Genomic DNA, 13278 nt, shown 5'->3' on the forward strand with positions numbered 1-13278 from the left:
TCGTAGACCGACACGGCTACGAAAGGGCGTGCTGTGAAAAGCTGGACCGCATGACACTCACCCGCTCCGCCCTCGCCGGAATGGTCGACCACACGCTGCTCAAGCCCGAAGCCACGACGGCCGACGTGGCCGCTCTCATCGAGGAAGGCCGCGAACTCGGAGTGCTCGCGGTGTGCGTATCGCCGTCGATGCTGCCGATTCAGGCCGAGGGAATGCTCACTGCCGTCGTCGCCGGATTCCCGTCGGGCAAGCATCACTCGCTGATCAAGGGTTCCGAGGCCAGGCTCGCGGTGCAGCAAGGCGCCGACGAGGTCGACATGGTGATCGACGTCGGCGCGGCCATCGCGGGGGACTACAACGCGGTACTGGCCGACATCGTCACCGTCCGCGAGGGGATCGCCGGAACCGCGGTCCTGAAGGTCATCATCGAATCGGCCGCACTGTCCGACGACGCGATCGTCGAGGTGTGCCGCGCCGCCGAGAAAGCCGGTGCCGACTTCGTCAAGACATCCACCGGATTCCACCCCGCAGGCGGCGCGAGCGTCGAAGCGGTGCGCTTGATGGCGGAGACCGTCGGCGGACGACTGGGCGTCAAGGCCAGTGGCGGCATCCGCACCACGGAGGCCGCCCTGGCCATGATCGACGCGGGCGCAACACGATTGGGGCTTTCGGGAACGCGTGCGGTGCTCGACGGTCTGAACTAGAGCGACTGCGTCGCACGTGCACGGTAATTCGTAGCCTGCTACGAATTACCGTGCACGTGGGTTACGCGACCAGCGAGCAACCCTCGGGTGTCGGCTGATTCTGATCCTGCTGAGTCACCGGAATCGTGTACTGCCCGCCTTCGAGGGTGAGCTCGATGCCGCTGTCGGTGACAGTCAGCGACGTCGGAGCCATGTCCAGCGGGTAGGCCTGCAGACTGTCGGTCAGTACGCCGACGACGGAGTCGACCAGATCGGTGGGGATGCCGAGACCCAGAATCGATGCGTCGACGGTCTGGAAGTCGACCCTGCCGTCTGCAACCTGCGGCTTGACGGTCAGATTCGCCAGTGCTCCGACGGCGAAGTCGAGGGTGCCCGCCGACGCGTCCGAGGTGACGCCCGAGACGATCGCGCCGATGCCCTGGCTCTGCAGGGTGCGGGTGATGCCGTCGGTCGACCACGAGATGTCGGCACTGGAGCTGCCGATGGTGCCTCCGGAGTCGGCGGTCTGCGTCAGGTTCAGGTCACGTGCCTCGGCGTGCACGACCATGCCCTCGGCGGGACCGAAGCGCGCGTCGTCGCTGTCGACGGTGACCGAGGAGACCTTCTTGTCCACCAGCGAGAGCAGGACCGGCTTCAGGCCGAGACCGACCTCGACCTGGCTGCCGAGCTCGGACTCGAGCTGGCCGGCGAGGCAGGATTTGATCTGCTGACGGACGAACAACTCGCCACCGATGACGGCGACGAGGAGGACGACGACGACGACGGAGACTGCGATCAGCGGTGCGGTGCTGCGCCTGGCTGTGGATGACATTCCTGGCAGTCTTCCCGATGATTCTGAGCAAGCTCTGTGAAACTCGCCGAACCCGCGTTCTCGATCGAAACTTTGTGACCTGTAACACATTGTGACGTAGGCTTGCGTCATGAGTACGACAGGACCGAGCGTGCACGAATTGCACTCGCTAGCCACTCGCCAGGACGGTTACTTCACGGCCGAGCAGGCCGGCGAGCTCGGCTTCGATTCTGCGATGGCGCGCGTCAATCTGGCCACCAACACGTGGACTCGCGTCGAGCGCAACCTGTTCCGACTCGGCCAGTGGCCACACAGCGAACTCGAAGTGTTCGCCATGTGGTGTGCCTGGTTCGGCGGCGAGGCCGTGATCTCGCACCAGAGCGCGGCGGAGCTACACGGATTCGGGCACCTGCACCCGCAATTCGTGCACGTCTGCGCATTCGGCGACCTACGACTGACCGACACCAGACTGGCGGTTCATCGCCTACGACTCGAGCCCCGGGACGTCGAATCGGCAGGCACGTTCAACCTCACCACCCCGGTGCGGACGGTGCTCGACCTCGCCGCAGGCGGCATCTCCCAGATCACCCTCGACGAGGTGGTGTGCGACGCCGTCGCGATCGGTCGCGTCGACCCGCAGGCGCTGTACTCCGAGGCCGGAAACAGCACGGACCGAGTAGCCGAACGCGTCGAACTGGCACTGTCCGCCTGCACTTAGTCGACTCGCGTTGCCGGTGCGACCGTCGACCACGGGACCGTAAGTACGTTGTCTCGCATCCGTCGGCGCGGGAGTGTGATCGGAAGACCCTGTTCGGCAAGCACTTTCATGGCTGCGCGCCACCGAATTCGAGGCCCGAACGGGGCCAGCGGGGCCGAGACCGACCACGCTCTGTCGGCCCGTCGAAGCAGATCGTGGATCAGCTCGCCCTCGATGTTGCGATGTATCAACACCTTCGGAAGCCGCTCCGCGATGTCCGATGGCATCTCGACGTCGAACGGATCCCATGCCAGCGTCAGGGAACGGGGGCCCTCGGCGTCGAGCAACACCCAGGCGCACCGTCGGCCGAGCTCGTCGCAGGTGCCGTCCATCAGCAGGCCACCGGGTGCCAGGCCCGACAGAATGCGTTGCCAGGCAGCGGGTACCGCATCCTCGGGATACTGGCGCAGTACGTTGAACGCCCGCACCAGGTCGGGGCGCAGGCCCGCCAGCTCGAAACCGCCGCGGGCGAACTGCACGCCGTCTTTTCCGGGGACGACGCGAGCGGGGTCGATCTCGAGACCGGTGACTCGGAGGTCGGGCCGGACGGTGCGCAATCGACCGGCCAGCTCGAGCGTCGTGTTCGGCATCGCGCCGTACCCGAGGTCGACGACGAGAGGATTCGCCGAGCTCTGCAGAACGCGTCGAACATCGGGGTGGTGCATCAGCCACCGGTCGCTACGACGCAACCGATTGATGCCGGTGGTGCCGCGAGTGATGACACCTTCGGGGGCAGGAGTGGAGCCTGTGGAACGACCCAGATGGGGAGTGGAGCCTGCGGAACGACCTCTGTGGACCGGGCTCAGGGCTAGGCGTTCTTCTCGAGCCAGTCGGCGGTCACTTCGCCTTCACCGCGCCACAGGTCGATGAGGTTGACGAGCATCAGCTGTTCGAGCTTGCCACCGATGAACGGCAGGAAGACCTTGGCCTCGGAGGAGGTGCGCAGGGTCGATCCGCCGTTGGTGGGGAAGAGCGAGGTGGTGCCCTTGAGCGAGCCCGGTCCGGCCGGAATCGACGCGTCGTAGTGGCCCGCGGTGACTTCCTCGAAGGCATCGAAGTGCACGTTGCGGGTGATGATCATGTCCTTCTTCATCACCGTCTGCGCGATGTCGGGCAGTTCGGTGCGCGGGATGACGTGGTGCATCACGATGTCGATTCCGGCGTCGGACACCTCGAAGCTCTTCAGCTCGTTCTCCGAGTACTTACGCATCTCCTCGATGCGCGCATCCCAGTGATCGCGACTGGAGAGCGCTGCATAGACCTGCTGCGTTGAGTGGGTGAACCGGGCGGAGTAGTTCATTCGGCGAGCCATAGTGCGCCAGGTTAGCCGTTCGGGTTCGCGGCGATCCAGTTACCGGTGAAGTCCTGTTCGTTGTCGATGAGGGAGAGCACCTGCTCGCTTATCATCGCTTCGATCTTGCCGCCGAAGATCGGGACCTTGACCTCGGTGGTGCCTGCCAACGCGATGGTGGTTGTGTCGCCGCCGGCGTCGAGCGTGGTGGTGCCGGTGATGCGCGCCGGTGCGCCTTCGACGGTCGCTCCGAACGTGCCGTCGGCGTGGGTGCCGTCGAACGGTCCCCAGCTCTCGGTGCGTTCGATGATGAGGTCGCCCTTCTTGAAGGCGGTCACCGCGGACGGCAGCTCCTCTTCGGGAACGGACTGGGTCATGACGACGTCGATGGTTCCGTTGCCGACCGTGACGCTCTTCAGGCTGGCACCCGGTCCGCCGATCTGCTCGATGCGGTCCTTCCAGTACTGCTCGGACGTCAGCGCGGCGTGGACCTTGTCGGCGGAGGCGGGCACAGTCGAGCTGTGCTCAATGGGGCGAGGCATCCCCGCAGGTTACCGGGTGACCGAAGACCCGGTGCGCGACCGGTAGCGTGAGAGTCCGTGCCTACTGCAATTTCGGAGCTCACCACCATCCGGGTGGGCGGCCCGGCCCGGGAATTCACTGTCGCGACGAACGCCGACGAGTTGGTCTCGCTGGTGCGTGACGCGGACCGCTCGGGGACGGATGTGCTGGTCATCGGCGGCGGATCCAACCTGGTCGTCGGCGACGACGGCTTCGACGGCCGGGTGGTTCGGGTGACCGGGTCCCGGCTGGACATCGACGGCGAAATCGTGACGGTCGATGCGGGCGTCGAGTGGGATGCCGTCGTGCAGGCGACGATCGACGCGGGACTGTCGGGCATGGAAGCGCTCTCGGGTATCCCCGGAACCACCGGCGCGACGCCCATCCAGAACGTCGGAGCGTACGGCGCGTCGACGTCCGAGCTGCTGCACAGCCTCACCGTCTACGACCGCGACACCGATCGGACGGCGGTGTGGACGCCGGAGCAGTGCGGTTTCGGAACGCATCGGTCGTCGGTGTTCAAGCGATCCTCGCGCTACGTGATTCTGGACGTGACGTTCGCACTGAAGAAGACGACCGAGTCGCTTCCGGTGCGCTACGCGGCGTTGTCGGAGCGTCTCGACGTGCAGATCGGCGACGTCGTACCGGTGCCGGACGTGCGCGCTGCCGTGCTGGCTCTGCGGGGCGAACGCGGCATGGTGCTCGACGCGGGCGACCACGACACGTGGAGCGTCGGATCGTTCTTCCTCAACCCGGTCCTGCCCGAGGTGCCCGAGGCCGCCGCACACGCGCCCAACTTCCCCGACCCCGCGGGCACCAAGATCCCGGCCGCCTGGCTGATCCAGAACGCGGGCTTCCCACGCGGGTACGGCACCGAATTCGGGCGCGGCACCGCGGCGCTCTCCTCGAAACACGTGCTGGCGATCACCAACAGGGGTGGGGCGACCGCGTCGGACATCATGGCGCTGGCCGCGCACGTCCGTGACGGGGTTCAGGAGAAGTTCGGCATCACGCTCACGCCCGAGTGTGACCTCGTCAACTGCGCGCTGGGTTAGGGCCGGTCGAAACGGCGCATACGATGAAGCTTTGCAAGTGAAGGCTCCAGGGAGGTAAATCAGTGCAGGTCACCAGCGTGGGACATGCGGGATTCCATATTCGGACCGACGCCGGAAGCATCCTGTGCGACCCGTGGGTCAACCCGTCGTTCTACGCGTCGTGGTTCCCGTTCCCCGACAACTCGGGTCTGGACTGGGACGCCCTCGGTGATTGCGACTACCTCTACGTCTCGCACCTGCACAAGGACCATTTCGACCCGAAGAACCTGGCCGAGCACGTCAACAAGGACGCCACGGTCCTGCTGCCGGACTACCCGGTGCTCGATCTCAAGCACGAGCTGGAGAAGCTCGGCTTCCACAAGTTCTACGAGACGACGGACTCGGTCAAGCACACGATCTCCGGTCCCAAGGGCGATCTGGACATCATGATCATCGCGTTGCGTGCGCCCGCCGACGGGCCGATCGGCGACTCGGGTCTGGTCGTCTCGGACGGCAAGACCGTCGCGTTCAACATGAACGACGCGAGGCCGGTGGACCTGGACGTGATGACCGAGAATTTCGGTCCCGTGGACGTGCACATGCTGCAGTACTCGGGCGCGATCTGGTATCCGATGGTCTACGACATGGTCTCGCGCGCGAAGAAGAACTTCGGCATCCAGAAGCGTCAACGGCAGATGGATCGGGCGCGCCAGTACATCGAGCAGGTCGGCTCCACCTGGGTCGTCCCGTCGGCAGGCCCGCCGTGTTTCCTCGACGACGAACTGCGCTCGCTCAACGACGTCTACGGCGACCCGGCCAATGTGTTCCCGGACCAGATGGTGTTTCTCGAGCAGATGCGACTGCACGGGCACGACAAGGGCCTGCTGATGATGCCGGGCACCGCCGCCACGTTCGACGGCTCCGAGCTGATCTCCCACGAGCACCCGATTCCGACGGCCGAGGCCGAGGCCATCTTCACCACCGGTAAGGCCGAGTACATCGAGGCCTATGCCCAGCGTCAGGCATCGGTCATCGCCGCGGAGAAGGCGGCGTGGGCTCCGGCCGAGGGCGAGCCACTGCTCGAGCCGATGAGGGGCCTGTTCGAGCCGATCATGGCGCAGACGGACCTGATCTGCGACGGCATCGGCTATCCCGTCGGAATCACCATGGGCGACGAAACCGTCGTGCTGGACTTTCCGAAAAGAATTGTGCGCGAACCGATCTCGAACGAGAAGTTCCGCTACAGCTTCACCATCCCGCCGGAACTGGTGCGCACCGCGATACGCGACCGGGAGCCGGACTGGGTCAACTCGATCTTCCTGTCCACCCGCTTCCGTGCCCGACGCGTCGGCGGCTACAACGAATTCCTCTACACGTTCTTCAAGTGCCTCACCGACGAGCGCATCGCCTACGCCGACGGCTGGTTCGCCGAGGCGCACGACGACACCGCCACGATCACGATGGGCGGCTACGAGATCCAACGCCGCTGCCCGCACCTGAAAGCGGACCTGACGAAGTTCGGCATCGTCGAGGGCAACAAGCTCACCTGCAATCTGCACGGGTGGGACTGGAGCCTCGATTCCGGGCGCTGTCTGACGTCCAAGGGGCACGAACTGCGCACGCGCAAACTCTGAGTCGTTCCGCAGAACTCCACTCCTGCAGCTGTGAGTCATTCCGCGGGCTCCACTCCTGCAGCTGTGAGACTGCCCCCAAAAATCGGGGTGGTTCGCCGACGCAGGTACGTTGGATAACGTGCATGAGCAGGTAGAACAGACAAAACGGACTCGCACGGTGTGGTTGATCGCCGTGCTGGTCGCCTTGGTGGCACTCGTGGCAGGCTGCACCGTCGGATCGGGCGATGCCGGCTCGGGCACGGCAGCCCCGACCACGGAAGCAGCGCCCGTCGCACGGGTGACCGAGAACCCGGTCGCAGGTGCCGTCGACGTCAGTCCCGTCGCACCGATCTCGGTCTCCGTTGCCGACGGAACGCTCACCCAGGTCGCGTTGACCAACCCCGACGGCAAGGTCGTCCAGGGCGCGCTCTCGCCCGACAAGACCTCGTACGCCATCACCGAGCCTCTCGGCTACGGCGTGCAGTACACGTGGTCCGGCTCGGCCGTGGGCAGCGACGACAAGGCCGTCGAGATCACCGGTGCCTTCACCACCGTCGAACCCGACAGCCGCACGTCGGTGAGCACCAACATCGGCGACGGCCAGGAGGTCGGCATCGCCGCCCCGATCATCCTGCAGTTCGACTCGGCGATCGCCGACAAGGCCGCCGTCGAGAAGGCGTTGACGGTGACCACCAACCCGCCGACTCCCGGCGCGTGGGCATGGTTTCCGGACGACAACGGCTCGCGCATCCACTGGCGTCCCACCAACTACTGGGCTCCCGGCACGACCGTCTCGGTGGTTGCCAACCTGTACGGCGTGAACTACGGCGACGGTGCATACGGAGCCGACGATGTCACCCTGAACTTCAGCATCGGACGCAGTCAGGTCGTCGTCGCCGACGCCACCAGCCACCGCATGCAGGTGGTCCGCGACGGCGCGACGATCATGGACATTCCGGTCAGCTACGGCGAGGGCAACGAGGACCGCAACGTCACCCGCAGCGGTATCCACGTCGTCACCGAGAAGCACGATGACTTCCTGATGTCCAACCCGCCGTTCTACGAGAACGTCCGCGAACGCTGGGCGGTGCGCATCTCCAACAACGGTGAGTTCATCCACGCCAATCCGCTGACAACCGGAGTGCAGGGGGCCTCGAACGTCACCAACGGATGCATCAATCTCTCCGACGCCGACGCTCAGCAGTACTTCCAGACGGCGATGTACGGCGATCCCGTCGAGGTCACCGGCACGCGCATCGACCTCTCGGCAGCAGACGGCGACCTGTACGACTGGGCAATCGACTGGCCGACGTGGGAGTCGATGTCGGCGCTGTGAGCACTACGCGCAGGTGAGCGGAACTTCGTAGCCCACTACGAAGTTCCGCTCACCTGCGGCGAAGCCGCTACTTGCGGGAGAAGCGCCCCGGACCGGCCTGATCCCGGGGCTTGATGATGATCTGGTCCAGGTTGACGTGCGACGGACGAGATGCGACGAAGCCGATGACCTCGGCGATATCGCTCGCCACGAGTGGTGTGATGCCCTGGTAGACCGCGTCGGCCTTGGCGGCGTCGCCGTCGAACCGGACGAGCGAGAACTCGGTTTCCACGGCGCCCGGCGCGACCTCGGTCAATCGCACCGGCTTGCCCAGCAGCTCGCCGCGCAACGTCCGATGCAGCACCGCCTGAGCGTGTTTGGCCGAGGTGTAGCCCGATCCGTTGTCGTAGGCCTCGAAGGCAGCCACGGACGTGATGGTGACGATCAGACCGTCCCCGGAGTCGATCAGCTTGGGCAGCAACGACTTCGTCACCCGCAATGTACCGAGCACGTTGGTCTCCCACATCCAGCGCCAGTCGTCGAGGTCGGCGTCGATCACCGGGGCCAAGCCCTTCGCGCCCCCGGCATTGTTGATCAACACATCGACACGGGGAACGACCGCGGTGAAGGCGGCGACCGAATCCTCGTCCGTCACATCGAGTTCCAGGGCAGTGCCACCGATCTCCGACGCCAACTCCTCGAGCCGGTCGAGTCGGCGGGCACCGATCACGACGTGGAAGCCGTCGGCGGCGAGTTGGCGGGCGGTGGCCGCGCCGATGCCGGAGCTCGCTCCGGTGACGACGGCGATTCGGGCATCGGGGGAAATGTGTTCGGACGAGGTCATGGCGAAATTCTATGCCCGGCGTGCCCCGTGCTGTCCGATGCCCGATTGGACATCGGACGCAAGGGTGCTAATTTTGATTCCATGTCCGCCAGTGAGACCACCGCGATGCGGGTCACCTATGTGACCGCATCTCTCGGTTCTCGCTTGCCGCTTCCTCGGGAACTGTGTTGTCCCGGCCAAGGAATCCGTCTCTAGCTCTCCGTTTCGAGCTGCAGACAGTCGATTCGCGCGTCGTGGTTCCGTACGACCACCGCGCCCCTTCCTTGACCTGCATCACTTCGCACTTCCGTCGTTGTCCATTCACGACGGAAATCTGCCACTGCTGAGGATCACAACGGATGTCTGTATCAACCCTGCACCACCACACCGGCCCTACCTCTCGGCGGTCTCTCCCGAGGCCTCGATCGCGCGTCCAACTCGTCGCACCGGATCTGCGGATCGCCGACAGTCCCGCCGCGTCGGTGCTTCGGGTGGCCTGCGTCGAGGGGCCCATCTCGCGCGAGCGTGCCGCTCGCGCAACCGGATCGAGCATCGCCACAGTCAATCGCCAGGTGTCGGCCCTGCTCACCGTCGGGCTGCTCCGTGAGCGCGCAGACCTGACGGCACCGGGGGCGATCGGCCGCCCGCGGGTGCCCTTCGAGGTCAACCACGAACCGTTCTCGACCATCGGCATCCACATCGGAGCCGTCGTCACCGGCATCATCGTCAGCGATCTGCGGGGACGCATCCTCGGTGCCATCGAGATACCAACGCCCGCCGGGTCTTCGGAGACAGCGTTGGCGTCGATCACCCGCAGTGCCGGTGCCTTCGCCGGACGCTGGCACCGCCGCACCCCACTGTGGGTCGGGGTGGCGATCGGTGGACGTGTCGACACCGCGACCGGCACCGTCGACCATCCGCGGCTGGGATGGGAGAACGGCCGCGTCGCCGGAATCATCGGCGGTGGACTCGGACTGCCGATCTCGGTCTCCGGGCACGTCGAGGCCATGGCGGCCTCGGAGCTGCTCCTCGCACCGCGCCTGTCGGACAGTGTTGCGTCGCAGAGCAACAGCGGAACTTCTCTGTACTTCTACGCACGCGAGACCGCAGGCATGGCGCTGACCATCGACGGCCGCGTGCACACCCCCACGAGCGGCCCGGGGTCCATCGCACACCTGCCCACCGGATCGTCGGCGCTGTGCAGCTGCGGCAATCGGGGATGCCTCGAGGCCTCCGTCAGCGATCGAGCCGTGGTTGCCGCCGCCGTCGATCGCAAAATAGTCGGACCGCAGCCTCACCCGAGTATCGGCGCGGTGTATCAGGCGGCGCAGGCAGGCTCCGAGGCCGCGCGGGAGTTGCTCGTCGAGCGAGCGCAGATTCTGGGGCGGACGGTGGCGCTGCTGCGCGACATGTTCAATCCGGACCGCGTGGTACTCGGAGGCCAGGCGTTCACCGCGTACCCGGCCGGAATTCCGCACGTGGGGGAGGCCTTCGCGACGCATTCGACGTTGGAGCGCAGGGATATTCGGGTGAGCGGTTTCGGCGACAAAGTGCAGGAGTACGCCGCAACCGTGGTCTCTCTGAGCGCCTTGTACTCCGATCCGCTCGCCTCGATGCGCAAGGCTGCCGCGTAGGTTGACCCACTATGAGCCAGCCCGATACGAGCACCCGTGCAGCAGGACCGATTCGCCAGGCCACCGGCATCGACGGAGCCAACATCGTCTACCGCGTCAGCGGTGACCCAGCAGCGCGACCACTGATCCTGCTGCACGGGTGGGCGCAGAGCTCGGCCTGCTGGGGCGAGGGACTGCTGGCCGACCTGGCGGAGCGTTACCGCGTCGTCGCCGTCGATCTGCGCGGACACGGCTATTCCGACGCCCCGCCTGCCGGTTACGACGATCCCAGGACATGGGCAGGCGATGTCGACGCGGTACTCGCCGCCGAGGGCATCACATCCGACGCGGTGCTGCTGGGTTGGTCGTACGGCGGACTGGTGATCTGCGACTACCTCGCCGAACACGGTACGGGCGCGGTGGCGGGCATCGTGCTCGTCGGTGCGATCACCAGCATCGGCAGGGGAGAGGCAGGCGGCCGCGTCGGAACGGCCATGCGCGCTGCGATCCCCGGTGCGATGGCCGAGGAGCCCCGCGTCGCGATCAAAGCGCTCGGGAGTTTCGGGCACGCGCTGACCGGGCCGACAGAAGGCAAGGGCACGGAGGCGCAGGCGTTGTTCGGGTTGACGCTGTCCACGAGGCCACGGGTTCGCGCAGCCCTGTTCGATCGAGCGGTCGGCCACGACGACCTGCTGCGCAGCCTCGACATCCCGGCGTTGGTGCTGCACGGGACCGAGGACACCGTCGTCGACGTCTCCGCCGGACGGCACGCTGCGGAGCTGATTCCCACGGCGGTCGCGTCGTACTGGGAGGGTGTGGACCACGGGCCGTTCGTCGCCGATCCGCAGCGCTTCTTCACCGAGGTGACCGAGTTCGTGGACGGTCCGAGTCTGCCCGGTCGTCGGAAGGGGTAGTTATCGAGACGTAATGTGGAGGCGTGCACACTGAAGAAGTGACTGGACGCCAGCTGAACAGGGTCGCTGTGTTGTCCTTGCATACCTCCCCGCTGGCGCAGCCGGGAACGGGCGATGCGGGCGGCATGAACGTCTACGTGCTGCAGAGCGCGAAAGAGCTGGCCAAGCGCGGCGTGGAGGTCGAGATCTTCACCCGTGCGACGGCGTCGACCGACGCGCCCGTCGTCGAGGCAGCTCCCGGAGTGCTGGTGCGCAACATCGTCGCCGGTCCGTTCGAGGGGTTGGACAAGCACGATCTACCCACTCAGCTGTGCGCATTCGCAGCCGGGGTGCTGCGAGAAGAAGCTCGCCACGAACCCGGTTACTACGATCTGGTGCACTCGCACTACTGGCTCTCGGGTCAGGTCGGCTGGCTGGCGCGCGATCGCTGGGGAGTGCCGCTGGTACACACCGCGCACACTCTCGCCGCCGTCAAGAACGCGTCTCTGGCGCAGGGCGACTCACCCGAACCCGCCGCGCGTCAGATCGGTGAGCAGCAGGTGGTGGCCGAGGCGGACCGGCTGATCGCCAACACCACCGAGGAAGCGAAGTCTCTCGTCGAGATCTACGGGGCGTCGCAGGGTTCGATCGACGTCGTTGCGCCGGGAGCCGATCTGGCGCAATACAATCCAGGTGACAAGCGTGCGGCGCGCGCCGAGCTCGGATTGAATCCCGACGAGTCGATCGTCGCATTCGTCGGACGCATCCAACCGCTCAAGGCCCCCGACGTGCTGATCGCCGCGGCTGCCGAAGTTCTGCAGCGCAATCCGACGACACCGCTGCGCGTCCTCATCGTCGGCGGCCCGTCCGGCAGCGGACTGGATCGACCGGACGCTCTCATCGATCTGGCCGAGAACCTGGGGATAACTGCCCGAGTGACGTTCATGCCGCCGCAACCGTCGGCGCGCCTGGCCCAGGTCTACCGGGCTGCGGACATCGTCGCCGTTCCGAGCTACAACGAATCGTTCGGCCTGGTCGCGATCGAAGCCCAGGCCTGCGGCACTCCGGTCCTGGCCGCGGACGTCGGCGGACTCGGCGTGGCGGTGCGATCGGGCGAGACCGGACGCCTGGTTCAGGGCCACCGCACCGAGGACTGGGCCGATGCGCTCTCGTCGATGCTGGCGGATCCAGTTGCCTTGGCAGACATGGCGACCGCGGCACCGCAGCACGCCCGCAACTTCTCGTGGGAGCACACCGCCGACGGACTCATCGAGAGCTACCGCAAGGCCAAGTTCCACTTCGACCGAGGCGAGGGACCGAGCGAGTTCTCTCCGCGACGCGTCCGAGGATTGTCGAAACTACGCAGATCAGGAGCTGTGACTGCATGAGCGAGACCGCCGAACTGATCGACCGGGCACTGAAGGACCGCGAGCTGGACTACACCCGGCGGGGCGAGGTGTTCACCGTGGAACTGCCCGGGGAACGCAAACTCAAGACCACGACGATGCTGACCGTCGGGCATCACGGGGTGCGCATCGAGGCGTTCGTCTGCCGCAAACCCGACGAGAACTTCGAGGGCGTCTACAAATACCTGCTCCGACGCAACCGTCGCCTGTACGGAGTTCACTACACGATCGACAAGGTCGGCGACATCTACCTCGTCGGCCGAATGTCGTTGCACGCCGTCAACGGTGACGAACTCGACCGCATTCTCGGCCAGACCCTCGAGGCCGCCGACGGCGACTTCAACGTGCTGCTCGAGCTGGGCTTCGCCGAATCGATCAAACGGGAATGGGCGTGGCGGGTATCGCGCGGCGAATCGTTGGCGAACCTGAAGGCGTTCGAGCATCTGGTGGAGGCGGGTAAGGCCGAGCAAGCGTAACT

The 13278-nt window shown here is 66.0% G+C and carries 14 protein-coding genes; 9 read left to right on the forward strand and 5 right to left on the reverse strand.

Annotated features, from left to right (window positions below):
• The first annotated feature begins 50 nt into the window (after window positions 1–50).
• Window positions 51–704, forward strand: coding sequence for a deoxyribose-phosphate aldolase (deoC, locus tag CH273_RS07515; protein WP_032393850.1), 654 nt, complete (start codon window positions 51–53; stop codon window positions 702–704).
• Window positions 705–765: 61 nt separating this feature from the next.
• Here the strand turns inward: deoC and CH273_RS07520 are convergent, their stop codons facing one another.
• Window positions 766–1515: an LmeA family phospholipid-binding protein gene (locus CH273_RS07520; protein ID WP_052049240.1), complete on the reverse strand. Its 750-nt coding sequence runs from the start codon at window positions 1513–1515 to the stop codon at window positions 766–768.
• Window positions 1516–1624: 109 nt separating this feature from the next.
• Here CH273_RS07520 and CH273_RS07525 point away from each other — a divergent pair, with 109 nt between their 5' ends.
• Window positions 1625–2212 carry a type IV toxin-antitoxin system AbiEi family antitoxin domain-containing protein gene (locus CH273_RS07525; protein WP_032393851.1) on the forward strand — a complete coding sequence of 196 codons (588 nt, stop codon included), beginning with the start codon at window positions 1625–1627 and terminating at the stop codon, window positions 2210–2212.
• Here the strand turns inward: CH273_RS07525 and CH273_RS07530 are convergent.
• From CH273_RS07530 to CH273_RS07540, 3 genes are all read right to left on the reverse strand, one after another.
• Window positions 2209–2916 (reverse strand): class I SAM-dependent methyltransferase, encoded by a 708-nt coding sequence (locus CH273_RS07530; RefSeq protein WP_032393852.1) that lies wholly within the window; start codon window positions 2914–2916, stop codon window positions 2209–2211. The two genes, CH273_RS07525 and CH273_RS07530, sit on opposite strands and share 4 nt — an antisense overlap.
• Before the next feature lie 143 nt (window positions 2917–3059).
• Entirely contained in the window at window positions 3060–3563 is a 504-nt protein-coding gene (locus tag CH273_RS07535) for a DUF2505 domain-containing protein (RefSeq protein ID WP_032393853.1), read from the reverse strand.
• An 11-nt stretch (window positions 3564–3574) separates the two neighbouring features.
• Entirely contained in the window at window positions 3575–4084 is a 510-nt protein-coding gene (locus tag CH273_RS07540) for a DUF2505 domain-containing protein (protein WP_032393854.1), read from the reverse strand.
• A 57-nt stretch (window positions 4085–4141) separates the two neighbouring features.
• On the opposite strand from CH273_RS07540, the gene CH273_RS07545 reads away from it, so the two are divergent.
• From CH273_RS07545 to CH273_RS07555, 3 genes are all read left to right on the forward strand, one after another.
• Window positions 4142–5158, forward strand: a complete 1017-nt coding sequence (locus tag CH273_RS07545; protein WP_032393855.1) for a UDP-N-acetylmuramate dehydrogenase — start codon at window positions 4142–4144, stop codon at window positions 5156–5158.
• Between the two features lie 62 nt (window positions 5159–5220).
• The gene (locus CH273_RS07550) at window positions 5221–6771 is read left to right on the forward strand and encodes an MBL fold metallo-hydrolase (RefSeq protein WP_032393856.1); all 1551 of its coding nucleotides are present in this window, start codon (window positions 5221–5223) and stop codon (window positions 6769–6771) included.
• Between the two features lie 118 nt (window positions 6772–6889).
• The gene (locus tag CH273_RS07555; protein WP_052049241.1) at window positions 6890–8086 is read left to right on the forward strand and encodes a L,D-transpeptidase; all 1197 of its coding nucleotides are present in this window, start codon (window positions 6890–6892) and stop codon (window positions 8084–8086) included.
• 67 nt (window positions 8087–8153) lie between these two features.
• Here CH273_RS07555 and CH273_RS07560 read toward each other — a convergent pair whose 3' ends face one another.
• Window positions 8154–8909 (reverse strand): SDR family NAD(P)-dependent oxidoreductase, encoded by a 756-nt coding sequence (locus CH273_RS07560; RefSeq protein WP_032393858.1) that lies wholly within the window; start codon window positions 8907–8909, stop codon window positions 8154–8156.
• Window positions 8910–9247: 338 nt separating this feature from the next.
• Here CH273_RS07560 and CH273_RS07565 point away from each other — a divergent pair, with 338 nt between their 5' ends.
• The 4 genes from CH273_RS07565 to CH273_RS07580 are packed head-to-tail and all read left to right on the forward strand — an operon-like array spanning window position 9248 to window position 13276.
• Entirely contained in the window at window positions 9248–10522 is a 1275-nt protein-coding gene (locus tag CH273_RS07565; protein ID WP_179275433.1) for an ROK family protein, read from the forward strand.
• Between the two features lie 11 nt (window positions 10523–10533).
• A complete protein-coding gene (locus tag CH273_RS07570; RefSeq protein WP_045198878.1) occupies window positions 10534–11415 on the forward strand; it encodes an alpha/beta fold hydrolase in 882 nt (293 codons plus the stop codon).
• A 38-nt stretch (window positions 11416–11453) separates the two neighbouring features.
• Window positions 11454–12782 (forward strand): D-inositol-3-phosphate glycosyltransferase, encoded by a 1329-nt coding sequence (gene mshA, locus CH273_RS07575; protein ID WP_032393860.1) that lies wholly within the window; start codon window positions 11454–11456, stop codon window positions 12780–12782.
• Window positions 12779–13276: a type III secretion system chaperone family protein gene (locus tag CH273_RS07580; protein WP_032393861.1), complete on the forward strand. Its 498-nt coding sequence runs from the start codon at window positions 12779–12781 to the stop codon at window positions 13274–13276. The genes mshA and CH273_RS07580 overlap by 4 nt, the downstream gene beginning before the upstream one ends.
• The last annotated feature ends 2 nt before the right edge of the window (window positions 13277–13278 follow it).

Origin of the sequence: Rhodococcus sp. 05-339-2, assembly GCF_002258965.1 — a bacterium.
In the GTDB taxonomy this organism is placed as follows: Bacteria; Actinomycetota; Actinomycetes; order Mycobacteriales; family Mycobacteriaceae; genus Rhodococcoides.